General features: G+C 70.3%; 22 protein-coding genes. 17 read left to right on the top strand and 5 right to left on the bottom strand.

Annotated elements, in window-relative coordinates:
- The 5 genes from ACH34W_RS09625 to ACH34W_RS09605 are packed head-to-tail and all read left to right on the top strand — an operon-like array spanning position 1 to position 10,148.
- Positions 1-3,312, top strand: coding sequence for a DUF4132 domain-containing protein (locus ACH34W_RS09625; RefSeq protein ID WP_395960407.1), 3,312 nt, complete (start codon positions 1-3; stop codon positions 3,310-3,312).
- Entirely contained in the window at positions 3,309-4,412 is a 1,104-nt protein-coding gene (locus ACH34W_RS09620; protein ID WP_395960406.1) for an AAA family ATPase, read from the top strand. The genes ACH34W_RS09625 and ACH34W_RS09620 overlap by 4 nt, the downstream gene beginning before the upstream one ends.
- A complete protein-coding gene (locus ACH34W_RS09615) occupies positions 4,412-6,682 on the top strand; it encodes a DUF5682 family protein (RefSeq protein WP_395960405.1) in 2,271 nt (756 codons plus the stop codon). The genes ACH34W_RS09620 and ACH34W_RS09615 overlap by 1 nt, the downstream gene beginning before the upstream one ends.
- Complete coding sequence (locus tag ACH34W_RS09610) at positions 6,679-7,854, top strand: VWA domain-containing protein (protein WP_395960404.1); 1,176 nt, start codon at positions 6,679-6,681, stop codon at positions 7,852-7,854. Before ACH34W_RS09615 ends, ACH34W_RS09610 begins: the two co-directional genes overlap by 4 nt.
- Positions 7,851-10,148, top strand: a complete 2,298-nt coding sequence (locus ACH34W_RS09605; protein ID WP_395960403.1) for a hypothetical protein — start codon at positions 7,851-7,853, stop codon at positions 10,146-10,148. Before ACH34W_RS09610 ends, ACH34W_RS09605 begins: the two co-directional genes overlap by 4 nt.
- A gap of 78 nt (positions 10,149-10,226) precedes the next feature.
- Here the strand turns inward: ACH34W_RS09605 and ACH34W_RS09600 are convergent, their stop codons facing one another.
- Complete coding sequence (locus tag ACH34W_RS09600) at positions 10,227-11,150, bottom strand: HEAT repeat domain-containing protein (RefSeq protein ID WP_395960402.1); 924 nt, start codon at positions 11,148-11,150, stop codon at positions 10,227-10,229.
- A gap of 94 nt (positions 11,151-11,244) precedes the next feature.
- The gene (locus ACH34W_RS09595) at positions 11,245-12,276 is read right to left on the bottom strand and encodes a LacI family DNA-binding transcriptional regulator (protein ID WP_395960401.1); all 1,032 of its coding nucleotides are present in this window, start codon (positions 12,274-12,276) and stop codon (positions 11,245-11,247) included.
- Positions 12,277-12,443: 167 nt separating this feature from the next.
- Here ACH34W_RS09595 and ACH34W_RS09590 point away from each other — a divergent pair, with 167 nt between their 5' ends.
- The 9 genes from ACH34W_RS09590 to ACH34W_RS09550 all read left to right on the top strand — a co-directional run bounded on the left by ACH34W_RS09590 (position 12,444) and on the right by ACH34W_RS09550 (position 20,753).
- A complete protein-coding gene (locus tag ACH34W_RS09590) occupies positions 12,444-13,304 on the top strand; it encodes an ABC transporter permease (RefSeq protein ID WP_395960400.1) in 861 nt (286 codons plus the stop codon).
- Positions 13,305-13,383: 79 nt separating this feature from the next.
- Positions 13,384-14,406: an ABC transporter substrate-binding protein gene (locus tag ACH34W_RS09585; protein WP_395960399.1), complete on the top strand. Its 1,023-nt coding sequence runs from the start codon at positions 13,384-13,386 to the stop codon at positions 14,404-14,406.
- 9 nt (positions 14,407-14,415) lie between these two features.
- Entirely contained in the window at positions 14,416-15,246 is an 831-nt protein-coding gene (locus tag ACH34W_RS09580; protein ID WP_395960398.1) for an ABC transporter ATP-binding protein, read from the top strand.
- A gap of 71 nt (positions 15,247-15,317) precedes the next feature.
- A complete protein-coding gene (locus ACH34W_RS09575) occupies positions 15,318-16,472 on the top strand; it encodes a Gfo/Idh/MocA family protein (protein WP_395960397.1) in 1,155 nt (384 codons plus the stop codon).
- A 102-nt stretch (positions 16,473-16,574) separates the two neighbouring features.
- Positions 16,575-18,692, top strand: coding sequence for a PQQ-dependent sugar dehydrogenase (locus ACH34W_RS09570; RefSeq protein ID WP_395960396.1), 2,118 nt, complete (start codon positions 16,575-16,577; stop codon positions 18,690-18,692).
- Positions 18,689-19,621: a LamG-like jellyroll fold domain-containing protein gene (locus ACH34W_RS09565; protein WP_395960395.1), complete on the top strand. Its 933-nt coding sequence runs from the start codon at positions 18,689-18,691 to the stop codon at positions 19,619-19,621. The genes ACH34W_RS09570 and ACH34W_RS09565 overlap by 4 nt, the downstream gene beginning before the upstream one ends.
- Before the next feature lie 51 nt (positions 19,622-19,672).
- Positions 19,673-20,062 carry a DUF6325 family protein gene (locus tag ACH34W_RS09560; RefSeq protein WP_395960394.1) on the top strand — a complete coding sequence of 130 codons (390 nt, stop codon included), beginning with the start codon at positions 19,673-19,675 and terminating at the stop codon, positions 20,060-20,062.
- The gene (locus tag ACH34W_RS09555; RefSeq protein ID WP_395960393.1) at positions 20,059-20,244 is read left to right on the top strand and encodes an SHOCT domain-containing protein; all 186 of its coding nucleotides are present in this window, start codon (positions 20,059-20,061) and stop codon (positions 20,242-20,244) included. Before ACH34W_RS09560 ends, ACH34W_RS09555 begins: the two co-directional genes overlap by 4 nt.
- 35 nt (positions 20,245-20,279) lie before the next feature.
- Entirely contained in the window at positions 20,280-20,753 is a 474-nt protein-coding gene (locus ACH34W_RS09550; protein ID WP_395960392.1) for a macro domain-containing protein, read from the top strand.
- On the opposite strand, the gene ACH34W_RS09545 is transcribed toward ACH34W_RS09550, so the two are convergent.
- Positions 20,741-21,091, bottom strand: coding sequence for a hypothetical protein (locus ACH34W_RS09545; protein WP_395960391.1), 351 nt, complete (start codon positions 21,089-21,091; stop codon positions 20,741-20,743). The genes ACH34W_RS09550 and ACH34W_RS09545 overlap by 13 nt on opposite strands.
- 1 nt (position 21,092) lies before the next feature.
- Positions 21,093-21,656, bottom strand: coding sequence for a hypothetical protein (locus tag ACH34W_RS09540; RefSeq protein ID WP_395960390.1), 564 nt, complete (start codon positions 21,654-21,656; stop codon positions 21,093-21,095).
- A gap of 155 nt (positions 21,657-21,811) precedes the next feature.
- Here ACH34W_RS09540 and ACH34W_RS09535 point away from each other — a divergent pair, with 155 nt between their 5' ends.
- From ACH34W_RS09535 to ACH34W_RS09525, 3 genes are read left to right on the top strand one after another with little or no spacing between them, the layout of a single operon-like run.
- Positions 21,812-22,987, top strand: coding sequence for a hypothetical protein (locus tag ACH34W_RS09535; RefSeq protein ID WP_395960389.1), 1,176 nt, complete (start codon positions 21,812-21,814; stop codon positions 22,985-22,987).
- Positions 22,984-24,480 carry a substrate-binding domain-containing protein gene (locus tag ACH34W_RS09530; RefSeq protein ID WP_395960388.1) on the top strand — a complete coding sequence of 499 codons (1,497 nt, stop codon included), beginning with the start codon at positions 22,984-22,986 and terminating at the stop codon, positions 24,478-24,480. Before ACH34W_RS09535 ends, ACH34W_RS09530 begins: the two co-directional genes overlap by 4 nt.
- Positions 24,467-25,246 carry a hypothetical protein gene (locus tag ACH34W_RS09525; RefSeq protein WP_395960387.1) on the top strand — a complete coding sequence of 260 codons (780 nt, stop codon included), beginning with the start codon at positions 24,467-24,469 and terminating at the stop codon, positions 25,244-25,246. The genes ACH34W_RS09530 and ACH34W_RS09525 overlap by 14 nt, the downstream gene beginning before the upstream one ends.
- A 2-nt stretch (positions 25,247-25,248) precedes the next feature.
- On the opposite strand, the gene ACH34W_RS09520 is transcribed toward ACH34W_RS09525, so the two are convergent.
- A complete protein-coding gene (locus tag ACH34W_RS09520; protein WP_395960386.1) occupies positions 25,249-26,190 on the bottom strand; it encodes an MBL fold metallo-hydrolase in 942 nt (313 codons plus the stop codon).
- Between the last annotated feature and the right edge of the window lie 52 nt (positions 26,191-26,242).

Below are 26,242 nucleotides of genomic sequence, written 5' to 3'. Positions count from 1 at the left end.
ATGTCGGACGCCTTCACTACGGTGATCAACATGGAGATCCCCGCCGCCTGGCGACGCCGTATCCATCCGCGCCGCGGAGGCGTGCCCGCGCCGAAGGTCAAGATCGACAAGGCGGCCGCGGCGGAGTGGTTGCGCGTCGCGGAGGAACGGGGGCGCGCGGTCATCGGATCGACGGTGGATCCTCCCGATCTGCTGCCCGAGGCCGTCGCCGCCGCCATCGCCCTGGGCGCGCTCAAGTCCCAGGAGACCTACCTCACGAAGCGGTGGGACGGGTTCGTGGACGGATGGGTGGTGGAGCACGGGCTCGTCTTCGCCGCCCGCGCGTTCACCGCCGTCTGCATGGCCGGTCCGACGGAGATCGAGAACGAACCCCAGTTCCTGCCCGCTGCGCAGCGGCTCCGCAGGATGGTCGCGGCGGCGGACGACGAGACCTACCAGGCGGTGACGGAGGGGCTGGCCGAGATGCGCGTCAGCCGCGTGGCGTTCCTGCTGTCCGCCTACCTCGTGCCGACCCGCACCGACTGGGTGGACGCGTGCATCGCCGTCGCGCCGCCCGGCTACGCGGCACGGCAGTTGTTGTGGTGCTCGCTCGGGTCCGCCCAGCAGCTGGAGGTGCTCGGCCCCTGGGCGGAGCTGAACTACATGGATTGCTCCCTCGACGTCCTCGCGACGCTGGCCGAGGGCGTCGGCCCGGCGATCGCGCCGCTGCTGGCCAGGGGGCTGGACGACCGCTGGCTGGACGCCGAGCGCACAAAGGCGCTGTTCACGGTGCTGACGGCGATTCCGTCGGACGAGGCGATCGAGCTGCTGATCCTTCGCGCGGAGATTCCGCGCTTCCGTTCCGCCCTGATGGAGATGATGGAACGGTTCCCGGAGAGGGCACTGCGGGTGCTCGCGGGGTCCTCGGAGTCCGTGGCCGGGGAGCTGCTCGTCCTGCACGCGCGGGTGCACCGGGATCTGGTCGCGGGGCTGCCCGACGACCTGCGGGAGATCGCGGAACGGGCGCTGGGCGACGCCGGCCGGAGGCCCGAGATCCCGGTCGGCGACCTGCCTGGCGTGCTGTCCGAGCCGTGGTGGACGAAGGCGCCTGCGGAGGAGAAGCCGGTCGTCATCAAGGGCCTCACGCCGCCGGACGTTCTGGTGGTCGAGTGGGCCGACGGTGAACGGGACGACTGGGCGCGGCGCCAGATCGACCTGCCGACCGACTGGTTGAGGCCATCGGCCGGGCGCGGCGGAATCACCGTCGGGGTCGACCGGTTGCCCAAGACCGCTCCGGAAGTCTGGGAACAGCGGGTCGCCGAGTACCGCTCGCGTGGTCTGAGCGGTGACGAAGAGGTGGCCCTGTTCGCGATGGGGCCGGACGAAATGGTCCGGCCGCTGGTCGGCGACTGGAAACTCAACGACCAGGCCTACTCCTCGGCGGCCTACCGTCCGGAGCGGTGGGCTCCCCGGATCGTCGCGCGGTTCGAGGCCGGCGCGGTGGCGTTCGCGCTCCGCCTCGCGCGTGCCAAGCCCGCCCAGTCCGCTTGGCTTCTCCTGCCGTTCCTGAACGCCGAGATCGCCACGCAGATGGCTGACTGGCTGGTGCGCAGCAAGACCGCCCGCGAGTCCGTGGACGCGTGGTTCGAACGGCATGGCGCGGGTGCGATCGAGCTGCTGATCCCCACGGCGGTCGGCAAGCCCGGCGCGCAGCGGCGTGCCAGCGGATACGCGCTGCACGGGCTCGCGTCCTCGCATGGCGAGGCGGCCGTCCTCGATGCCGCCGGGCAGTACGGTGACCAGGCCGTCGCCACGATCAAGGCTCTCCTCGCGGCCGACCCGCACGAGCTGCTGCCGCCGCGAAAGATCCCCGAGCTCGCCCGCTGGGCCGATCCGGCGAACCTGCCGCAGATCCTGGTGCGGGACGGCTCTGACGGCCCCGGGCGCGCCCTGCCGGCGCAGTCGACCTCCCACCTGCTGAGGGCGCTCGCGTTGTCCGAGCCAGGAGGAGAGGTGGAGGCCGCGATCGAGATGGTCCGCGAGCTGTGCGACCCGGCGTCGCTGGCCGAGTTCGCGTGGGCGGTGTTCGAGCTGTGGCGCGAGCACGGCGAGCCCGTGTCCGACGCGTGGGCGTTGATGGCGCTCGGTTTCCTGGGGGACGACGAGGTCGCGCGGAAGTTGACGCCGACCATTCGTGAGTGGCCCGGGCTGGGCGGTCACCACAAGGCCGTCAAGGGGCTGGACGTACTGGCGCTGATCGGCACCGAGGTGGCGCTGACGCAACTCCACGGCATCGCCCAGAGGGTGAAGTTCAAGGCGCTCAAGGAGCGTGCGGGGGAGAAGATCGAGCAGGTCGCCGAGGGCCTGGGGCTGACCGGGGATCAGCTCGGTGACCGGCTGGTGCCCGGTTTCGGATTGGACGCCGACGGCGGCATGGTGCTCGACTACGGCCCGCGGCGCTTCGTCGTGGGCTTCGACGAGCAGCTCAAGCCGTTCGTGAAGGACGAGGACGGCAAACTCCGCAAGGCACTGCCCAAGCCGGGCGCGAAGGACGATCCGGACCTAGCTCCGGCCACGTACGCGACGTTCGCCCAGCTCAAGAAGGACGTGCGGGCGGTCGCGTCGATCGAGCTGCAGCGGATGGAGCTGGCCATGGCGACCGGCCGCCGGTGGTCGGCGGCCGATTTCCAGACCTATCTCGTCGGGCACCCGCTCACCTGGCACATCGTTCGGCGGCTGGTGTGGCTGGCCGAGGCCGGCGACGGAACGACGACCGGGTTCCGGGTCGCCGAGGACCGCACGTTCGCCGACCTCGACGACGAGGCCTTCGCGCTCCCGAGCGACGCCGAGGTCGCGGTCGCTCATCCGCTCCACCTCGGCGACGCGGTCGCCGCCTGGGAGGAGATGTTCACCGACTACGAGATCGTCCAGCCGTTCCCGCAGTTGCGGCGGCCCGTGCACGCGCTGACCGACGACGAGCGCACGAGCGCCCGGCTGACGCGCTTCGAGGGCCTGAGCGTCCCGTTCGGCGACGTCCTGAGGCTGGTCAAGCGGGGCTGGCGGCGCGGGGAGCCGCAGGACAACGGCACCGAACGTTGGATCTACCGGCCGGTGCCCGGTGACCTGTACGTTCTCGTCAACCTCAACCCCGGGATTCAGGTCGGCGTCGTCGACCTCGATCCGGAACAGAAGCTGGAGTACGTCTGGATCGGCGACCGGCTCTCTGATTACTGGCGGAGCCACGACGACGGCCGGCACACGTTCGCCGAGCTCGACCCGGTGACCGCCGCCGAGATCCTTACCGACCTGATCAGCCTGAACGGGAATCCATGACCGACACTGCCACCACCGAAGAGACACTGCAGAGGCCGCCCGCGGAGGTGCGGTTCGCGGACGAGCTGGCGCGGCTGCGCGCTGACGACGACGCGCCCCGGCCGCCGGGCTGGGCGCTGAGCCTGGAGGCGGCGCGGCGGTTCGTCGTCGGGGACGAGACGCGCGGCATCCGGCGCAAGTTCGTCGGCGACCCGTCGCTGATCGACCGGGCGCTGGTCACGCTGGCGACCAGCCGCGGCCTGATGCTGGTCGGTGAGCCCGGCACCGCCAAGTCGCTGCTCTCCGAGCTGATCGCGGCGGCCGTCAGCGGGGACTCGACGCTGACGATCCAGGGCGGGGCGGCCACCACCGAAGACCAGATCAAGTACTCCTGGAACTACGCCCTGCTGGTGTCGGAGGGCCCGTCGCCCCGGTCGCTGGTGCCCGCGCCGATGCTGAACGGGATGGCCGGGGGCAAGATCGTGCGGTTCGAGGAGATCACGCGCTGCCCGCTCGAAGTCCAGGACTCCCTCCTCTCACTGCTGTCGGAACGGGTGCTGGCCGTGCCGGAGCTGACCGGCGCGGACTCGATGGTCTTCGCCCGCGAGGGCTTCAACGTCATCGCGACCGCCAACACCCGCGACCGCGGCGTCAACGAGATGAGCGCCGCGCTCAAACGGCGCTTCAACTTCGAGACGGTCTTCCCGATCGCCGACTTCGCGACCGAGCTCGGCCTGGTGGAGGCCGAGGCGAGGGCGCTGCTCGAACGGTCCGGGGTGACGGCGCCGCCAAGCCGGGACGTGCTGGAGGTGCTGGTCACCACGTTCCGCGAGCTGCGTTCGGGCGTGACCGCGCGAGGCGAGACGATGGAACGGCTGTCCACGGTCATGAGCACCGCGGAGGCCGTCTCGGTGGCGCACGCCATCGGCGTCCGCGGCTGGTTCCTGCGCGGCGAGCAGGGCACGCCCGCCGACATCGTCGAGTGCCTCGCGGGCACCGCGGCCAAGGACAACGCGGAGGACCTCGCCCGGCTGCGGCGCTATCTGGAGCAGCAGGCGCCGCGGCGGGAGGGCGCGCAGTGGAAGGCCCTGCACGAGGCCCGGCACCTGCTTCCCGGCTGATGACGGTCACCTTCGTCGGCGTACGGCACCACAGCCCGGCCTGCGCCCGGCTCGTCCGCCAGACGATCGAGCGGCTGCGGCCGGCGTATGTGCTGATCGAGGGGCCCGCCGACTTCAGCGAGCGGCTGGACGAGCTGGTGCTCGGCCATGAGCTGCCGGTGGCGATCTTCAGCCACTACCGGGACGGAGAACGGTCGCATCTGTCGTGGACCCCGTTCTGCGACTACTCGCCCGAGTGGGTCGCGCTGACCGCAGGGCGGGCGGCCGGAGCGGACGTGCGGTTCATCGACCTGCCCGCCTGGCATCCGGCCTTCGCCGACCGGCGTAACCGCTACGCCGACGCGGAGCAGCGCTACGCCGAGGTCATGGAACGGCTGTGCCGCCGGTTCGCGGTCGACAACGTGGACGCGCTCTGGGATCACATGGTCGAGGTCGAGCCCGATGACCGGCTCGAAGAACGGCTCGCGACCTACTTCGACCTCATCCGCGGCGAATCCAGTGCGGACCATGATGACAACGCCCGCGAGGCGTACATGGCGCGCTGGATCCGCACCGCCGTCGGCAAGGCAGGCGAACGGCCCGTCGTGGTGGTGACGGGCGGCTTCCACCGCCCGGCCCTTCAAGCCCTGGTGGGCGACGGCAAGCCGGCTGACGGGGACGGCTGGCCGGAGGTGCCGTCGCCCCCGGACGGCGCGTCCGGCGGGAGCTATCTCGTGCCGTACTCGTTCCGGCGCCTCGACTCGTTCACCGGTTACCAATCCGGGATGCCCTCACCCGAGTACTACCAGCGCCTCTGGGAGAGCGGTGCGGAGGGCGCCGCCGAGGGCCTCATCAAGGCGGTCGTGTCGCGGCTCCGCAAACGCAAGCAGACGGTCTCGACGGCCGACCTCATCGCCGCCCGCACCCTCACCGAGGGGCTGGCCAGGCTCCGCGGCCACCGTTCGCCGTCGCGCACGGACCTGCTCGACGGCCTGGTCGCCGCGCTCGTCTCGGACGACCTCGAAGAACCTCTGCCATGGACGTCCCGCGGGCCGCTGTCACGCCGCGCCCACCCGGTGGTGACCGAGATGGTCGCCGCGCTGAGCGGCGGGCGCGTCGGGCGCCTGCATCCCGGGACTCCCGCCCCGCCGCTCGTGCACGACGTCACCGCCGAGCTCGAACGGCTGAGACTCGACCGGAATGGCCCGGTCACCCTGAAACTCACCGATCCTCGTGACCTGGCGCGGAGCCGTGCCCTGCACCGGCTGCGCGTCCTGCGGATCCCCGGTGCCGAACGGAACGAGGGCCCGTCGACCGGCGTGGATCCCGTCCTGCAGGAGCGATGGACGCTCTCCCACGACGACGACACGCGGCTCTCCGCCCTGATCGAGGCCGGGGCGTACGGGGCGACGCTTGCCGACGCCGCGACGGCCGTCCTGGAAGAACGGACGCTCGCGGCGGGCCCGGACGTCGGGCTCCTCGGCGACGTGCTCTTCGACGCCGCGCTCTGCGGCGCCACCGATCTGTCGGACACGATCGGCGAGGCCATCGCGGCGGGCATCACGGGCGCGTCCGACGTGGGGGCGCTGGGCCGGGTGCTCGCCACGGTGCTCGGCCTGTGGCGGCACGACCGGCTGCTCGGCACGGCGCGCAGCCCGCTGTTCGGGACCGTGATCGAAGGCTGCGTCACGCGGCTGCTCTGGCTGGTGGAGGGGGTCCGGGGCGGGCCCGCGCCGGCCGACCTCGACCGGCTCGGCGCTCTGGCCGCGACGCGGGACGCCTTGATCCATGCGACCGAGGCTCTTGGTCTCGACCGGCGGTCCGCGCTCGGCGTCGCCGGCCGCGTCAGCACCAATCCCGGCGCTCCGCCGGATCTGCGCGGCGCCGCGTTCGGGTTCTGCTGGGCGCTGGGTGAGAGGGAGGGTGATCCGGTCCGGGCTGTCCGGGGCGCGGCGGGTCCGCAGACGCTCGGCGACTGGCTGGCCGGGCTCTTCGCCCTGGCACGCGACGAGGTGCTGAGCGAACCCGGCGTGATGGCCATGCTGGACGAACTGGTCGCCGAGCTGGGCGAGACGGACTTCCTGATCGCTCTGCCCGCCCTCCGCCAGGCGTTCGAGTTCTTCCCGCCACGGGAGCGCGAAGCCATCGCCAAGGGACTGCTGGAACGGCGCGGGTCGCGGGCCTCGGGCCGCACACTGCTGCGAACACCGGCCGATCCGATGCTGATCGCCGAGGCCAGGGCGTTGGAGGAGAAGGTGGACCGGTTGCTCGCCGCGGAGGGCCTGACATGACGACCGATCCCGGGCTCGAACGATGGCGGCTCATCCTGGGCGCGCCCGCCGAAAGCCACTGCGGGGGGCTCGCAGGTGGGGCCGCCGAGCAGGGCCAGGCCCTCGACTGGCTCTACGGCCGCGGTGATCCGGAGCTGACCAGGCGCGGGGTGCGCCGCGGCGGCCTGCGCGGCGGAGACGACGGCGCCGGCGACCCCGACGGTTCCAGTCGCGAGGGCGGCACCGGCCCTTCCGTCCTCACCACCGTCGACTGGCTGGACGAGGTGCACCGGCTGTTCCCCAAGGAGACCATCGAACGGCTGGAACGCGACGCCGTCGAACGCTACGAGATCCTCGACGTCGTCACCGACCCGGCGGTGCTGGAACGCATCGAGCCCAACCCGACGTTGCTGCGCGCCGTCCTGCGCACCAAGCACCTGATGAACCCCGAGGTCCTCGCGCTCGCCCGCCGCATCGTCGAGGCCGTGGTCCGCGAGCTGACCGAGAAGCTGGCCACCGAGATCCGGCAGGCGTTCTCCGGGACCCGCTCACGCCGTCCGAGCCGCTTCAAGCAGGCCCGCAACTTCGACTTCCGCCGTACGATCCGCGCCAACCTCGGCAACTACCGGCCGGACGAACGCCGTATCTACATCGAGGAGCCGCACTTCATCTCGCGTACGCGGCGCCACCTGGACCAGTGGCAGCTCATCCTGCTCGTCGACCAGTCCGGGTCCATGGTCGGCTCGGTCATCCACTCCGCCGTGACCGCCGCCTGCCTGTGGAGCCTGCCCGGTCTCAAGACCCACCTCGTCGCGTTCGACACCGACGTGGTCGACCTGACGTCCGACGTCACCGATCCCGTCGAGCTGCTGATGAAAGTGCAGCTGGGCGGCGGCACCGACATCGCGCGGGCGGTCGGCTACGGTGCCACGCTCATCGAGAACCCCCGCCGCACGATCTTCGTGGTGATCAGCGACTTCTACGAGGGCGGCGACGACGGCCGCCTCGTGCGGTCCGTACGGGAGCTCGCGCAGCAGGGCACGCAGGTGCTCGGGCTCGCGGCGCTCGACGAGGATGCCGAGCCCGAGTTCGACCGGACGATGGCCCAGCGGCTCGCCGATGCCGGAGCCCACGTCGGAGCGATGACGCCGGGCCGGCTGGCCGAGTTCGTGGCGGAGAGGATCGGCCGGTGACCCGTTCGGACCTGCTGGCCCTCACCCCCGAATCGCTGGCCGCGCTGGCCAACCGCGGCCTGGTCAAACGCGCCACCAAGGACGTGGACTCGGGCGGTGGCCCGGACCTGGTCGTCGAGGCCGACGGCACCGTGCGCGGCCGCCTGCCCGACGGCACCGAGACCGTCCTCCCGGCGGGCGCCGGACTCGAAGCCGCCTCCTGCACCTGCGCGGCCACCGGCACCTGCCGGCACCGGATCGCCGTCATCCTCACCTACCAACGCGACCACGCCGCCCGATCACAAACCGCGTCACCAGAAGCCGCACCACTGGGAGTCGCGTCGCCGCAAGCCGCGTCGCTGGAAGGTGCGTCACCGGGAGCCGCGTCACCGAGAGCCGCGTCACCGGGAGCTGCGTCGCCTGGAGTTGCGTCACCAGAAGCCGCGTCACCAGAAGCCGCGTCACTGGGAGGTACGTCGCCGCAAGCCGCGCCACCGGGAGCTGCGTCACCGGGAGCTGCGTGGCCACAAGCTGCGTCGCCTGGAGTTGCGTCGCCGCAGGCCGAGTCGCCGGGAGGTGCGTCACCGGAAGCCGCGTCGCCGCAGGCCGCGTCACCGGGAGTTGCCTCACAGGGAGGCGGGTCCCCGGGAGTTGCTTCATCCGGGCCCGGCGGCGAACTCGTGCACTGGTCTCCGGGCACGATCGATGACGACACGCTCGCCCGGGTGCTGGGCGCGCGGGTGCTCACCACGGCCCGGCGCACGTACCGTACGGGCTACACCGCGCGGATCCACCGGCCCGGCGCCGCGGACCCGGTGCCACGCGTCGAGCTGCCGGCCTGCACCGTGCGGTTCCTGGTACCGGGCGAGCTGGGCTACGCCCACACCGATGCCACCGCCACGATGCGCGGTGAGGTCATCGTGCTCGCCGTCTGGGCGTTCCGCGCAGCCGACGAGCGCGGCCTCACCGCCACCGACGTCCGGGTCGACGTGGGGGGCAAGGCCGGAGGTCGTCCGGCGGACCTGTCCGAGACCCTCGAACTGGCCGACGAGCTCCTCCTCGACGGCGCCATGCACACCAGTCCAGTGCTGGGCGGTGCCCTGCGCCGCGCGGGCCAGGACCTCGCCGCCCAGAACCTCTACTGGCCCGCCGCCGCGGTCGGCGATCTCATGGAGCAGCTCACCGCGTACAGCGAACGCCACGCGTCCTACCAGGCCGAACGTCTCGCGGAGCTGATCACTGAGCTGTACGCGCGCCACCGCGCGAGCCAGTCCGGCGCCGCGAGCCCGCGCTCCCAGATCCTGGGCACCGACGAGGTGGCCGACACCCCGCTCCGCCGCGTCCGGCTCACGGCGCTGGGCTGCCGCATCGACGGCACCGACGACGAACGCACGGCCGACGTCTATCTCGCCCAGGCGGGCTCCGGCATCGTCCTGGTGCTGAAACGCCGCTGGAAGGAGACCGTGACCGGACACGCCCTCGGCGGGCGCCGCGTCTCCGGCTCGCCGCTCCGGACGCTCGCCACGGCCAACGTCGTCTCCGAGGCCGCGTCCCGCAGCGCCGGTCGTGTCGTCCGGCTCGGCACCGGCCGCGTCGCCAAGACCACGATCACCCCGCTCGGCGCGTCCTGGGACAACCTCCCCGGCTCGATCCTGGTCCGGGACCTGCGGCAGGCCGACGAGGCGCTGAGCCTGCTCCCGCCTCGCCTCATCCGCGCTCGCGTCGAGGCCGAGCTCGTCCGCGTCGTGGAGATCGCCGAGGTACGCGACCTCGGCTACCACCCCGGCGACCAGCGTCTCGAGGCCACGATCGCGGACGTCTCCGGGGCGACGGCCACCGTGTCGGCCACGTTCAACCCTTACGCCCCGGGCGCGCTGGACCACCTGGCCGCCGCGCTCGGGAGCGGCCCCCGCTATGTCAGCGGCACGCTCCGCCGGTCGCGGGGCGCACTCGTCCTCGACCCGATCGCGGTGCTGAACGCCGACGGCGCCACCGTCCCCGACCTCGCGCCCGGCGAAGGCGAAGGTGATCTGGACGCGCATGCCGGGCCGCGCGCGGACCGGCTGGGCGAGGTGCTCGACGCTGCACTCGCCGCGTGCGCCGACGCCGCCCACCGTGGCCTCCGGCACCTCACGCCCGCCGTCCGCGCACGCCTCGACAGGGCCGCCGCCGACCTCGAACGGACCGGGTTCCGCTCGGCCGCAGCGCTGCTCACCGACCTCAACCGCGCCCTCGGCGCCGGCGATCCCCGGGGCATGATCGACGCCTGGGTCGCCGCTCAGCTCCGCCTCCTCACCACAGCCGAATTCCGCTGATCGTCCCCGGTGTCTTGCCGGAACGGCGGCGGTCCGCGACCCCCGGGCTCAGGGGTCGGAGCGCCGCCCGCGTGACGGTCAGATCTCGAGGACGCCGCGCGGGTGGCCGTGCTCGCGGCCGCACGCGGTGAGAGCGAGCACGCCGTGCCCTTCGACCCGCGTGTGGGGGCCGAGCGCGCCCGGGTCCACCGAGGCCTGCGCGGCGACCGTGCGGGCGTCGCAGACCGCGCCGTCGGGGAGCGCGTGCTCGTGGGGGAGGAGCAGGCCCTCCTCGGCGGGCTCCGGGCGGCCGATCTGGTCGTCGGGATCGAACGCGTCGTAGTAACGCTGGATCTCGCCGTTCGCCGCGACGATCCACGCGGTCCAGCCGTCGCCGCAGCCCGTTCCGTACCAGTGGACGGTGCCGAACCGCAGGCTGAGAGCGGCGGTCCGCGCCAGCATGGTGTCGCGGAGCCTCTCCTCGTAGGCGTCGTCCCCGCCGGGGCCGATGCGGTGGTGGTCGGCGGACGGCGCGCCGAACACCAGGGTCCAGCCGTTGAGCACGGGACTCACATAGACACGTGAGCATCCCTGGTGCTCCGCCCCCGGCAAGCCCCGCTCGTGGTGATCGTGGTTCCACACCCGGCCGCCGAGGCGCATGGTGACCGGCTCGGGAGCGCCGAGGCCGAACGCGTCGAGGACGGCGGCCTGGTCGCCGGTGGGCAGCGCGAACCAGGAGCCGCACAGGTGCATCGGCGCGGGCACCTCGGCGGGAATCTTGAACCGGATCAGCCGGCGGATGACGGCGCGGTCGCGGTTGTCCAGAGCGTCCGGACCGCCGACGGCCAGCAGGGCCGTCAGCGCGTGGCGGCGCGCGCGACCGCGGCCCGTCCGGCGGGCATCGCGGAGGAGTGGCAGGACGACATCGGGGCTGAACGTCCGCAGTGCCCACACCGCACCGCGCCGGACGTCCGCATCAGGGTCCTGCACCAGTTCGACGAGCTCGGGAGCCTCGATTTCCACGCCGGGAACGTAACAGCCGACGCTGACAAAATCCGGCACTCACAAATCTCGGCACTGACGAATCCCGGCACTGACTAGATCCCGGCGGATCTGGTCATAGGGGCGCGGTGCTGGCGCGCAGGACGACCTCGCCGGTGATGCGCTCGACACGGCTGCGGCGGCCGGGCGGCTCGCGGAGGGCGAGCTTGGTGACACGTTCGCCCATCTCGTCGAGGGGGAGCGCGACGGTGGTGAGCGGGGGAGTGAGGTCGCCGACGATCGGTATGTCGTCGAAGCCCGCCAGCGAGATGTCGTCCGGCACGGCCAGCCCGTTCTCGCGGAAGGCGGTGAGCGCGCCGATGGCCATCACGTCGGTGACGGCGAACACGCAGGTCGGGCGTAGTCCGCGGCGCAGCAGTTCGGTGGCGGCGGCGTGGCCGCCGTCGCGGGTGAAGGCCGCCTCGATGACCCGCTCGGTGCCGAGCGGCACGCCCGCTTTGGTGAGGGCGTCACGGAACCCGGCGAGCCGGTCCGACACGGTCGTCAGGGAGAGCGGCCCCGTCAGCACCGCGAAGTCGCGGTGGCCGAGGTCGAGCAGCGCGCGGGCGAGGGCGGCGGCGCCCTCGCGGTTCTCCGGCACCACGGCGTCCACCTTCAGGCTGCGGTGGCGGCTGACCACCGCGACCCGGCCGCCCGCGCGCTGGTACGGGTCGAGCTCGGCGGCCATCGACCGTTCCCAGCCGCGGTCCTCGAAGCCGGAGCCGATCAGCAGGATGGCGCGGGCCCGCTGGGCGCGGAGCATGGCGATGTACTCGACCTCGCGGGCCGGATCGCGGTTGGTGCTGGCGAGCATGACCAGCTGGCCGTGCTCGGCGGCGGCGCGCATCACGCCGCGGGCTATGGCCGCGAAGTAAGGGTCGCTGACGTCGTGGCATATGACGCCGAGGGCCTGCCTGGATGCGCCTGCGAGGGCTTGCGCGTGGGCGTTGGGGGTGTAGGCGAGTTCAGCGGCGGCGGCGAGCACGCGTTCGCGGAGGTCGGCTCGTACCTGGGAGGTGCCGTTGAGCACGCGGGACGCGGTGGCGAGCGACACCTCCGCCTGCCGTGCCACGTCCTGGAGCGTCACATGCGCCCGTTCTCCCGCCACGACGGTCCCTCCCCCGGCCCCTGCTCGCCGCCCGAAACCCGGTCCAACCGCACCTAGCTCGCATATTCGTCTTGGGATGACCCCTTGACCGTGCCAGGAGGCATCCATATCGTACTACAGAAAGCGCTTTCTGAATGCGCTTTCTGGGCCCGCCGATGGAGGTGCTCATGGTGAGTCAAGGCACGGTTTCCGAGGTGCCGGTGGCCGGAGTCGCCGAACGGGTGAAACCCGGTCCGGCCGACCGGCTCCGGGACGGGCTGGAACGGTCATGGCGGCCGGTGGTGCTGCTCGCCGCCTGCCTGGCCGCGTGGTGGGTCATCACCGCGGCCGAGCTGGTCAAGCCCTATCTGGTGCCGTCACCCGGCAAGACGCTCGACGTGTTCACCGAGAAATGGGACTACATCTGGCAGCACACCTGGGTGACGACGTACGAGACGTTGCTCGGCTTCGCGCTCGCGGTGGCGTTCGGGGTGCTCGCCGCGGTCGTCATGGTCTACTCCTCGACGGTGGAGAAGACCCTCTATCCGATCCTGCTCTTCGCACAGGTCATCCCCAAGATCGCGATCGCGCCGCTCTTCGTGGTGTGGCTGGGCTTCGGCATGACGCCCAAGGTCTTCGTCGCGGTCCTGATCTCGTTCTTCCCGGTCGTCATCGCGATGGTCACCGGCCTCAAGGCCGTCGATCCCGAGATGCTCGAACTGTCGGCGACGATGGGCGCCGGCTCGTTCGCCACGTTCCTCAAGATCCGCTTCCCGGCGTCGCTGCCGTATCTGTTCTCGGGGCTGAAGGTCGCGGTGACGCTCGCCGTCACGGGTGCCGTCGTCGGCGAGTTCGTCGGCGCGAACGAGGGCCTGGGCTACGTGATCCTCCAGGCCAACGGCAACCTCGACACCCCCATGTTGTTCGCCGGGCTGCTGGTCATGTCGGCCATCGGCGTCGTGCTGTTCGTCCTCGTCGAACTGGCCGAGGCGCTCCTCATCCCCTGGCACGCCAGCCGCCGCGGCTCGGCCGTCACCACCACCTACTGACCCATCGAGCACTGACCCCGGAGCACACGTACCGACCCCCGCGCACGTACCGACCCCTGAGACCGGAGGTCCGCCCCCCATGAGACTCCGCAGATCAGCCGCCGTCCTCGTCCCACTCCTCCTCCTGGCGACCGCCGCATGCGGCGGGGACGACTCGGGCAAGACCAAGAGCGCGTCCGGCAAGGAACTCGACAAGGTCACGCTGACGCTCAACTGGTACCCCTACGGCGAGCACGCCCCGTTCTACTACGGCAAGAAACAGGCCATCTACGAGAAGCACGGCATCGCCATCGAGATCAAGGCCGGCCAGGGCTCACAAAAGACGGTGCAGGCGACCGGTGCGGGCCAGACAGATTTCGGCTGGGCGGACACACCTGCCCTGATGGCGGGCGTGGGCCAGGGCCTTCCGGTCAAGAGCCTCGGCGTGTTCCTGCAGACGACCCCGGTCTCGGTGCAGTCGTTCACCAGCAAGGCCATCAAGACGCCGGCCGATCTCAAGGGCAAGCGCATCGCCTCCACGGCCGGTGACGCGCCGTCGAAGACGTTCCCGGTGTTCCTGAAGAAGAACGGCCTCACCGAGACCGACGTGCGCATCCAGAACACCGACCCGGCCGGGAAGATGGCCGCGGTGATGTCGGGCCAGGTCGACGCGCTCATCGGCTACGCGAACGACCAGGGCCCGACCATGCAGAGCAAGTCGGGCAAGCCCGTGTCGTACCTGCGCTTCTCCTCGTTCGGGCTGAGCTACTACTCCAACGGCCTCATCGTCGGCGACCGCAAGCTGAAGAGCTCACCCGACCTGGCCAAGCGCATGTTCGCGGCGACCAGCGAGGCCTGGACCGCGGCCGAGAAGGACCCGGCCGGCGCCGTCGCCTCCATGCAGGGCGCCTCCGCCCAGCTGCCGCCGCCCGCCGTGCTCACCGACCAGTTCAAGACGACGGTCACGCTGCTCCACACCGCCGCCACCAAGGGCAAGGCCCCCGGCGTCAACACCGCCGCCGACTGGACGCAGACCATCAACCTCTTCGCCCAGTCCGGCGTGATCGGCAAGGCGGAGGCACCCGAGAAGTACTGGGCCTCGGACATGGCCCCGCAGGGCTGACGGAGGGCTGTGAAGATCACCAGCGAGGACAGGACCGCGGCGGAGGCCGGGCGCGTCGGCGAGGACACCGATGCGGCGGTGCGGATCGAGGACGTCGCGGTCCGGTTCCGGACGAAGAAGCGTGACGTGACGGCACTGCACGAGGTGTCACTGGACGTCGGCATGGGCGAGTTCGTGGCGATCGTCGGCCCGTCGGGCTGCGGCAAGTCGACGTTGCTGAAACTGGTGGCCGGCCTCCTCAAGCCGTCCGGCGGGGGGGTGTGGCTGCGCGGCGAGAAGGTCGCCGGGCCACGGCCTGACATCGGCTACGTGTTCCAGCGTGCCGCGCTGCTCGAATGGCGGACCGCCCGGCGCAACATCCTGCTCCAGGCCGAGATGCGGCGCATGCCCGCCGGGCAGGCGCGGGAACGGGCGGACCGGCTGATCGAGATGACCGGGCTGCGCGGGTTCGAGGACGCGCACCCGCACGAGCTGTCGGGCGGCATGCAGCAGCGGGTGGCCCTGTGCCGTGCGCTGCTGCACGAGCCGCCGGTGCTGCTCATGGACGAGCCGTTCGGCGCGCTGGACGCCCTCACCCGCGAACAGATGAACGTCGAGCTCAACCGCATCTGGCGGGAGACCGGGACGACGGTCCTGCTGGTCACCCACTCGATCGCGGAGGCGGTCTACCTCGCCGACCGGGTCGTGGTCATGACGCCGCGGCCGGGCACCGTCGAGGAGATCATCGACGTCGGCCTGCCCCCAGAACGGGACTACGCCGCCACCATGGCGCGGCCCGAGTTCGCGCGCGCCACCCGGCGCATCCGGGACCTGCTCGGTGCCGGCTCCGCGCACGACTGACGGTTCTTCTCTGGACCGGTCTTCTCTGCGCGGATTTCTCTGCACGGGTTTCTCTGGAGTGAAGGGGATTCATGGGGACGGAACGCAGGTCCGTCGGCGTGGTCATGAACGGCGTGACCGGACGGATGGGGTACCGCCAGCATCTGCTCCGGTCGATTCTGGCCATCCGCGACGAGGGCGGGCTGCCGCTCGCGGACGGGACCGTGCTGTGGCCCGAGCCGATTCTGGTCGGCCGTACCGCAGGCAAGCTCAAGGCCCTCGCCGAACGGCACGGGCTCACCGAGTGGACCACCGACCTGGCCGAGGCGCTGGACCGTTCCGGCGTGGAGGTCTACTTCGACACGCAGATCACCGGCGCCCGGACCGGGGCGATCCAGGCGGCGATCGCCGCGGGCAAGCACGTCTACACCGAGAAGCCGCTGGCCGATGACCTGGCCGGCGCGCTCGAGCTGGCCCGGCTGGCCGACGAGGCCGGGATCAAGCACGGCGTCGTCCAGGACAAGCTGTTCCTGCCCGGCCTCAGGAAGCTGAGGCGGCTGGTGGAGGGCGGCTTCTTCGGGCGGATCCTGTCGGTGCGGGGCGAGTTCGGCTACTGGGTCTTCGAAGGCGACTGGCAGGAGGCGCAGCGGCCGAGCTGGAACTACCGGGCCGAGGACGGCGGCGGCATCATCGCCGACATGTTCTGCCACTGGCGGTACGTGCTGGACGAGATCGTGGCGCCGGTGCGGTCGGTGCAGTGCCTGGGCGCCGTACACATCCCCGAACGGGTGGACGAGGACGGCAAGCCCTACGAGGCCACGGCCGACGACGCGGCGTACGGCATCTTCGAGCTGGACGGCGGCATCATCGCGCAGGTCAACTCCTCGTGGGCGACCCGTGTCTTCCGCGACGAGCTGGTGGAGTTCCAGGTGGACGGAACTGAGGGCAGCGCTGTCGCGGGCCTGCGCCGCTGCCGCGTCCAGCACCGTTCGATGACGCCCAAGCCGGTCTGGAACCCCGACCTGCCCGCCACCGAGGACTTCCGCGGGCAGTGGCAGGAGGTTCCTGACAATGCCGACTTCGGTAACGGGTTCAAGGTGCAATGGGAGGCTTTCCTGCGGCACGTGGCCGAGGACGCCCCGTTCAAGTGGGACTTCCACGCCGGAGCGCGCGGCGTCCAGCTGGCCGAACTGGGGCTTCGCTCCTGGCGTGAGGGCCGTCGGCTGGAGGTCCCGGAGCTGACGTGATCATGAAGCTCCACATCGCCTGAGTCATCGGGGTTCTATCGGGGTTCCCATCGGGGTCTAGTGAGAAAGCGCTTTCAACACTCCCGACCGAGGACGGATGAGATGCGCAAGACAGGGTTGTTCCATCTAGCGATCGCCGTGGCCGTCGCCGCCTCACTGCAGACGGCACCGGCGCACGCGGACTCCATGCAGGCACGTTCGGCGCCTCCGGGCGAGCCGATCCTCGACCCGATCCCGGAGGAGCCGATCACTTCCGGGCTCGGGCTGACCGTCGAAGAATTCGCCCAGTTCCCCAAATCGGACCCGACCCCTCCGCCCACCGACCAGCGGCTGATGCGGGTGGCGCGGATCAACCATCTCGGTGAGATCCCCGACGGCTCGCGGCGGAAGTACGTGCCGGACCTGAACGGCAAGCTGTATCTCGTCGACAAGGGCAAGGCGCCCACGGTCTACCTCGACGTCGGCGCCACGTTCGCCCCGGCGTTCTTCTCGGGCAGGGGCATGGGCCAGGGATTCGGCTTCGTCGCGTTCGACCCGGGCTTCAAGAACAACGGCCGCTTCTACACCGTGCACACCGAGCTGGCCTCGGCCGCGACCAAGCAGCCGGACTTCACACCCCAGCCGAACACGACCTACCACGGCATCGTCACGGAATGGACGGCTGAGAACCCGGCCGCCGGCACGTTCACGGGAACGCGGCGTGAGATCCTCAGGATCGGGTTCGCCGGGCAGATCCACGGCATCCAGCAGATCGACTTCAACCCGACGGCGCGGCCGGGCAGCGCAGAGGCCCGAGTGCTGTACGTGGCTGCCGGCGACGGCGGCGTAGGCGCGCGCACGACCGTCCCGCAGGATCTGTCGGTCCCGCATGGCAAGATCCTGCGCATCGATCCGCGCGGCAACAACAGTGCTAACGGGCGGTATGGCATCCCGGCGGACAACCCCTTCGTCGGCAAGCCCGGCACCCTCGGCGAGATCTACTCCTACGGCATGCGCGACCCGCACCGCTTCAGCTGGGACCCGGGCGGCCGTCATCGAATGTTCCTCGGGCACATCGGCGAGCACGCCATCGAGGCGATCTACGACGTGCGCCCCGGCTCGAACCTCGGCTGGAGCGAGCGCGAGGGCAACTGGGTCTTCGACCGCGCCGCGACCAACCCCTGTCACCGGCTCTACCCGCTGCCGGCCGACGACGCGAAGAACGGCTACACCTACCCGGTCGCCATGTACGACCACAACCCGCCGCCCACCTGGAACTGCACCTCCGACGTGGGCCGGGCGGTCGCGGGCGGCTTCGTCTACCGCGGCAACGAGATCCCGGCGCTGCGCGGCAAGTACATCTTCGACGACCTCGTCGACGGCCGGATCTTCTACACCGAGGAACGCGACATGCGGCTCGGCGCCAAGCCCGCCCCGCTGCACCAGCTCATGATCTACGACGCGACCGGCCGCCGCGTCACCGTGCCCGACCTGTCCGGCCCAGGCTCGATCGGCGATCCCAAGCGTCCCGACCTGCGGATCGGCCGCGACGGCTCCGGCGAGCTCTATCTGATCGCCAAGTCCAACGGGAAGATCTGGAAGGTCACCGGCACGCGGACCTTCGCGGCCTGCCAGGTCGGCCGCACTCCCGTCCGGCATGTCATGGCCGCCAAGAACTGGGCGCCGGTCACCCCGGCGAAGTGGCAGTTCCCCGGTAAGGAGGCAGTCCTCGCCGAAGCCGGCGCCGCCCGCCCGGGACCTCGCCGCCCGTTCGAGTACGCCGTGCTGACGGCCGGTCCCGTGTGGGGCTCGTTCCAGATCGACGCGGAGGTGCGGCTGGACACGCCGGTCTCCGTCTCCAACCGGGACGTGATCCTCGTCTACGGGTACCGCTCCGACCTGGAATTCTCGTACTCCCATCTCTCGTCGGACAACAAGATCTATCCGCACAACGGGATATTCACGGTGAACAACGCCGACCGGCTGCGGCTGGACGACCAGTGGGACCCGGTGCGCTCGGTCGGCGCGGCACCCGCCGTCAGTGACGAGGGCTGGCACAAGGTCCGGCTCCGGCACTGCGCCGCAACGGGCGAGACCGCCGTCTACATGGACGGAGCGAAGAAGCCGCTGATGACCGCCGTGGACACCACGTTCCCGACGGGACGGATCGGCTTCGGCTCGTTCGACAACATCGGCCGTGTCCGCGACCTCAAGATCACCGGAACGCGGGTGGGCCGATGAGAACCAACAAGACGGCGGCGGCCCTCGTGGCCGCCGCGCTGGGTGGGTCGCTCGTGGTGGCCGCTGCAACCCCTGCGGCGGCCCACCCTGACACACTGCGCCGCCACCTGATCGCCTCGTACGACTTCGACCACCCCGTCCCTGGGAATCCGTCCCGCGAGCGGGACCGGGGCAGGTCGAAGACGCCGATCGACCTGGTGAACGGTGGTGCCGCCATGCGCGTGCGCGACCGCGCGTACCGCGGCAGCCGCAACGCACTCCAACTCGGCCAGGTCAACCCGACCACCTCAGGCAACGACGACTGGAAAGCGGGCATCTTCGGCTCTCCCGGAGTGCCCAGCCTCCGCGCGTTCAACGGGGTGAAACAGATCTCGATCACTGGCTGGTTCAAGATGACCGGCCAGAACCCGAGCCCCAACTCCAACTCCGCCGACCCGAACGACCGCTACAACGCCGTTGGTCTCGCCGGCGTGCTCAGCGGCAACTCCTCGGGCCACGACGTGCGGGCCCTCCTGGAAGTCATCAACGTCGCGGGCGAGCTCCGCGTGGTCGCCCTTGGCCGCCGCGTGGACGGTTCGTCCTCCCAGACGTTCGCCGCGAACCAGCCGTGGCAGCAGGTCCTGCCGCAGAACACCTGGGTCGCGCTGGCCGCCACGTTCGACTTCGACACCGGCGCGATGAAGCTCTACAAGAACGGACGCCCCCTCGACGGCTCCTACGTCCTGCCCGGCGACCCCTGGGCCCTCGAGGGGCCGCCCGAACCCGACCTCGCCTCCGCCACCGACCCCCGCGGCATCAAGATCGGCGGAAGCTTCCCGCAGAACGATCGCGAGGGCAATCCCTGCAACTGCCGTATGGACGGCCTGAAGTTCTATGACCGCGCCCTGACCGACCGGGAGGTCTACCTGCAGTACCGCTTGACCCGCTGATTCCCCACACCTTGCCTTTCGCGGGTACATGATCCGTGTGAGGTGGAGCGCATGACCTGGGGACCATTGGAATTCCTCGTGCTGACCTTCCCGGGCCCCGCGCCCGGGAAGGACGCCGCGAACGCCCTGACGCCCCTGCGCCGCTCCGGCGGCGTCGAGGTCGTCGACACCCTTCTCGTGGCCAAGGGCCCGGACGGCACGGTCCGAACGACCGAACTGGCCGACCTCCCCGAGTTCCATGACCTCACCTCCCAACACGACCTGATCGCGGTCCAGGACGCCGAGGAGGTCGCCGCGGGACTCGACCCCGGCACCTGCGCTCTGGCGGTCCTGGTCGAGCACTCCTGGGCCAAGGAGGCCGCAGCCACCATCAAGAGCGTGGGCGGCCGCCTCGCCGCTTCCATCCGCATCCCCGCCGACCACGTCCCGGAAAAGACGTGAAACGCCGCGGAGCGCCACTCCTGCGAGGTGCCCTCATCAACCGCCCGGTCGACGCGCCCCTCCAGACCTCGGTACGCACGGCCTCGGTCACCGACCAGCTCCTCCACCTGTGCCAAATGCTGCAGCAGGGCCTGTTGACCCAAGAGGAGTACGCCGCAGCCAAGGCCGAGCTCCTCACCTAACTGGCCTGTCGGATCTGGGCGCTATGGTCCGTTCTATGGGGGAGATTCGATACCTGCTGGGTGACGCGACGTCACCGCAGGCCAAGGGCGTCAAGGTCATCGCTCACGTGTGCAACGACCTCGGCGGCTGGGGCAAGGGCTTCGTGCTGGCGATCTCACGCCGCTGGCCCGAGCCGGAAGCGGCCTACCGGGCGTGGCATCGTGACCGGGCGCGCAACGACTTCGGCCTTGGCAGCACGCAGCTCGTCCAGGTGACCCCGTACATCTGGGTCGCCAATATGGTGGCCCAGCGAGGCATGAAGCCCAGCAGCAAGGGCCCGCCGATCCGCTATGAGGCACTCGACAAGTGCCTGGCTGCCCTGGCGCCCGAGGTCACGTCTCTCAAAGCCTCCGTCCACATGCCCCGCATTGGCTGCGGCCTGGCCGGAGGCAAATGGGAGCGCGTCGAGCCCCTGATCACGTCCAACCTGACCGCCCAGAACATCGACGTCACCGTCTACGACACCTGAGGCGGTGCGGTCCCTTGGCGGAGGAAGCGCAGGAGGCGGAGGGTCTGGTCGGGGTCGGTGCTGGCCAGGGCTATTCCGTTCGCCATGGTGAGGAGATCCGTGGCCGTGAGATCGGGTCGGACCACGCCGGATCGCTGGGCGCGGGTCAGGAGGGCGGAGGCGGCCGCGTGCATCGACTCGTGCCAGTCTTCGAAGAGCTGGGAGCGCGGGCCGTCCGTGAGGTCGCGCTTGGTAGTGATGTACGAGCGCAGCCAGCCGAAGAGCGCGTCGGCGGGGGAGCGGGCTTCGAGGAGGGCCTCGCCTTCGTCGCAGAGCGCGGCCACCGGGTCCGCTCGCATTTCAGCTGGGTCTTGACCAGGGGAGGACATGGTCCCTGTCCAGGAGGTCGGGGCGTTCGAGCCGGTCGAGCATCACGTGGACGGTCTGGCGCGCGTCGCGGGTCCAGGCGAAGCACTGTTCGGCGGATGTGCACTCGGTGGCTGCGCGGCGGCGGGCGGCTTCGACGATCTCCGCCGCGTCTCTGCTGATGTCCTCGACGTCCCACGGTGTGAGCTGTAGGTCGGTGAGTGAGGAAGGGTCTGCGAGCTTCTTGGGCAGCCACTCCCAGGGAGCCTCTTGGAGGTAGTGGCGTTCGCTGGGCTCTGGGCCGGTGAAATACGGGTGAAAGTGCGCGGCCGCGAAGTTGCCTGGTGGTCCGTCGAGGCGGTCGAAGAGGTCGGCGCGCCAGAGTGGTTGATCGACCAGGACCTTCTGGGCCGCCGACTCAGTGCCGCGCCGTTCCTGCGGGACGAGGCGGCGGAGCTCTAGGCGTGCGCCGTGTTCGAGGTGGCTGTCGTTCAGATCGATCTCGAACCAGTGCCGGACGAGGATCGCCACCTCGTCGTAGACGAACGCGTGTTGCACTGTCTCGCCCCTTTTCCTGTGACCGTTTGTGACCTTACGTCGTTCAGGAACCGGATGGTGAGGTCGGACCTCTAATTGTCGGTGACCGGTATGCATGGATTCGCGTCATATGCGGCCGGTAGCTTGAGCGGGCAGTCACCTCGGCGGGAGGCACCGTGGAACCGACGCTGAACGTCTTGCGGCGACCGGTTCCCTATTTTCTGAAGCGGCGATTCCTGCTCAGGTTCGGTGCTCTTGCGATGGTGCCGCTGGTGGGGCTGGGCGTGCTCGGCTCGCAGGAGAAGTTGCTTCTGCCACTGGAACGTGTGCTGGTGGTCAAGGGCAAGCTGGCGTCCAAGGCCGACTACTTCGAGGACGCTGGGGTCCAGCGGATCCTGATGCGGCACGGGATCCGGGTGCAGATCACCAGGTCCTCGTCGAGAGAGGTCGCGGTCAACTCGCTCGGCGGGTACGACTTCGCCTTTCCTTCGGGGCAGCCGGCGGCCCGGCTCATTCTGGATCAGCGGAACGCGCAGGGCCTGCGCGCCAAGCAGTACCGGCCGTTCGTCAGCCCGATCGTGCTGGCGACCTTCAAGGAGTACGCGGAGACGCTGCGGGGCAGGGGCGTGGCGCGGCATCAGGACGGGGCGGGGGCGCTCTACTACGACCTGGATATGAAGGCGTTTCTCGGTCTCATCAAGAGTGGGCGGCGCTGGAACGATCTGGGCATCAAGCAGCATGGGATGTCGAACGGCAACCTCGTGCTGGCACAGACACCGGATTTGTGCGCGGCGAACTCCGCTGCCACTTATATGGGGCTCATCGCGTTCGTCGAGAACGGCAACAAGGCGGTCGGGAGCGCCGACGAGGCCGTCGCGCTGGCCAAGAGGATCAAGCCGCTGCTGACCGAGCAGGGGCTTCCGACATCGGAGATCTTCAAGACGTACGCGGCTCCCGAGGGACGGCAGATCGCGCCGATCATCGTGGTGTACGAGCACCAGTTCCTGGCGCACCAGCTCCACCGTTCCGACAGCGAGCGGGTGCTCATGTACCCCCAGCCGGGCTTCTTCCCGCTTCCGGAGCTCATCTCGTTCAATGACAAGGGCGACCGGCTCGGCGAGCTCATCGTCAGCGACCCCGAGCTGCGCCAGCGGGCCGTGGAGCTGGGCTACCGGCTGCTCGACAACCCGGGCGCGCCGCCCGGCAAGCAACTCGGGGCGTTTCTGCGTGAACGGCGGATCCCGTCGCCCGCCATGACGGCGCCGGACCTCACGAGGACCGTGCTTCCCACGGTGGCGGATCTCGAGAAGATGCTCGTCCAGGTCGGCTGCGCCGAGAGCAAGCCCTCGTGAGGGCGCTGGCGGCCCTGGCCGGTTGTCTGCTGCTCGCGGGCTGCAGTTTGGGCGACGGTTCGGCCCGTGCCGAGTTGGATGTCCTGGCCGGGTCCGAGCTTGCCGATATGGCGCCGCTGCTCGACGAGCTCGAACGCGACACAGGCGTGAAGCTGCGCATGGACTACAGCGACGACACGCTGGAGCCCGGCCGCTATCACCATGACCTTGCCTGGCTGTCGTCCGACCGCTACTTCCGGCTCAGGATGAAGGCGGGGGTACGAACGGAGCCGCCGCTCAGCAACACGACGATGCTCTCGCCCGTGGTCATCGGGTTGAAGCCGGAGGCGGCGGCGAAGCTGCAAAGGGATCCCTCGTGGGCCGACATCGCCGACGCCGCAGGGCAGGGACGGCTCCGGTTCGCGATGGCGGACCCGAGGACCAACGGCAGCGGCCTTGGGGCTCTCGTCGGAGTGGCGACCGCCGCGCGGGGCGGTGCGCTGCGGCCGGAGGACGTCACCTGCGACCGGCTTCGCGGCTTCTTCACCGGCCACACGCGTGCGGCCCGGAGCTCGTCGAAGCTCATCGAGGAGTACGTGGCGAACCAGGACCAGACTGAGGGCCTCATCGCCCACGAGTCGACGTTGCTCTCCCTCAACGCCACGGGACGGCTCAGGCAGCCCCTCCAGATCGTCTATCCACGGGACGGCATGGTGATGTCGGACTACCCGCTGCTGCTCCTCGATCCCGCCAAGCGCGCCGCGTACGACAAGGTGGTCGGCTGGCTCAAGAGCGACACCGTCCAGCGGAAGATCATGCAGCGGACGTTGCGCCGCCCGCTCGGCCCGGACGTGGCGCGCGACCCGCGGTTGCGCGCCACGGTCGGCAACGCCCTCTTCTTCCCCGACCAGAAGAAGGTGATCGACACGCTGCTGGCCAACTACGACGATCCGGCTGAACGCAAGCCGGACCGGGTGGTGTTCCTGCTCGACTTCTCCCGTTCCATGGCGGGCGCGCGCATCGACGCGGTGAAGTCGGCCTTCGCCGGTCTCGGCGGCGCGGACGGCTCGTCGGTGGGCCGCTTCGTACGCTTCCACAAGTCCGAGGAGGTCACGGTCATCCGCTTCGGCGGCCGGGTGCTGGACAAGAAGACCTTCATCGCCAGCGCTCCCGGCGAGATGGACGCTCTACGTGACTTCATAGCCAAGGACGACTTCGACGGCAGCACCGCGATCTGGTCGGCCCTTGACGGCGCGTACGGCCTGGCCGGGGACACCTCCCGGCGGACCTCGATCGTTCTCATGACCGACGGCCAGAACAACTCCGGCATCACCCTCGACGACTTCCTGCGCCACCGGCGGCCGCGCGCCGTCCCCACGTTCGCCGTCGGCTTCGGTTCCGCGGACCGCGCCGGCCTCCGCCGGGCGGCCACCGCCACGGGCGGCCGGCTCGTCGACGGCGACACACGACCGTCCCTGCTCGAAGCACTCAAGGAGATCCGTGGGTGTCGCTGACAACCTGTGGCGGAGCATCCATCTGCCCTGGATTCTCGTATGGCTCGCCACGTTCGTGTCGCTCTCGGGCCTGGCCGTGTACGCGGCCGTGGCCTACCGCCGCCACCGCCGGTCACGGTCCGCGCAGAGCCAGGGCCTGATCGACATCTGCGTCTACCTCAACGCCCGCTCGGTGATGGGCATCTACCGGACCAGCCAGGCCCGCCCGGCCCTGGTCCGCCAGGTCGTCGAGCGGACGACCAACAGCAGGTCGCGCGAGGCCTGGGGAACTCTCTACGGCCTAGGTGGGGGCGGCGGCAAGGAGGTGAGCGACGAGCGGCTCCTCAGCTACATCGAGGAGAAGGAGCCGATCAGTGTCATCTCCGAGGTCATCAGCCTCCTGGAAGAGCGGGACGGCGTCATCTACGCCGATCTCACCGACGGCACGATCCTGCCCGGCCCCGCCGTGACCAAGGTGCTCGGCGGCCGTCGCCTTGACGCCGCCCGGTCCCTCCGTCTCAGCGAACTGCGCGGACACTACGTCTCCGTGTCAGGCCTCTTCCATCTGTCAGAGCCGGCTGGCGACAAGGTGACGTTCCTGGCCCCGTACGGAGCGACGCCGGACGACACGCCCTCCCCGCACGTCAAGATCACCTGTTCCGCGGGCGGAATGCAGGACCAGGAGGAACGCGTCGAGCGGTTCCACGCCCGCTGCCTCGGCAAGGTGAACGGCTGGGACCCCGAGACCCGCGTCCTCGACATCCACCCGGTGGCGATGTTCCGCTGAGCTCAGGCGCGGCAGGTGAGGGGCTGCCCGCCGTTGAACGTGACCATGTCGTCCAGCGCGGCGGCCAGGTCGATCTGCGCGCCGGGTCCGGCACCGTCGAGCTCGGCGTAGGCGCGGTAGAGGTTGCCGACGATCCGTTCGGAGTCGCTGAGCTCCGCGTACGGGCCAAGGTCGGTCTCGCGTGCCAGCTCCAGCGGTGACAGTCCCGCGGCCTTGCCCTTCTCGGCCGTGGCGAGCACGAACCGCGCGTAGCCGACGCAACGTTCGATCAGATCAGGTCCGCCGACCGGGCCGTGGCCCGGCACGATCGTCTCCGCGCCGAGCGGGGCGATCACCTCGTCGAGCACCTTGATCGCGCCCTTCACCGACCCCTGCATCAGGAACGGCGTTCCCCCGTTGAAGAGCAGGTCGCCGGAGAAGAGCACCCGCCGCTCCGGGACCCACACGATCGAGTCGTTGGTCGTGTGCGCCGCGCCACCCACGTGCCGGACCTCGCACCGCAGGTCGTCGACCCACACCGTGACGCCCTCGGTATAGGTGAGGAACGCGGGCTCGATCTCCACGTCACCCCATTCGACCTTGGTCCAGTACGGCTCGTCGAACGGGCGCCCCCAGGCGATCGCCCCCTCGCGCGTGCCCTCGTGGGCGACGATGGTCGCGCCCTCGAAGAGGTAGTTGCCGAACGTGTGATCGCCGTGGTGGTGCGTGTTGATGAGCGTCCGCACGGGCTGCGGCGTCACCGAGGAGATCGCGGCGAGGTACGCCCGCGTCCGGCGCTCGGTGGAGCACGCGTCCACGCTGACCACGCCCCGCGAGCCGGCCAGGAACCCGGTGTTGTTGATCCACCATGTGCCGTCGGGCTGGATGTAGCCGAAGACGCCGTCGCTGACCTCCTCAAGACGAGGCGGTGCCGGGGTGGAGATGTCGTGCGCGGTGCTGCTCATGGCCAGAGGTCCCTTGCCCGAGATGTTTTGTGCTCGCCAACTTAGACCAGCG

The organism is Actinomadura sp. 6N118 (assembly GCF_044326415.1).
Lineage (GTDB): Bacteria > Actinomycetota > Actinomycetes > Streptosporangiales > Streptosporangiaceae > Spirillospora.
The sequence above is the reverse complement of the archived record's forward strand: the minus strand, read 5'-3'. Positions and strand labels throughout refer to the sequence as shown.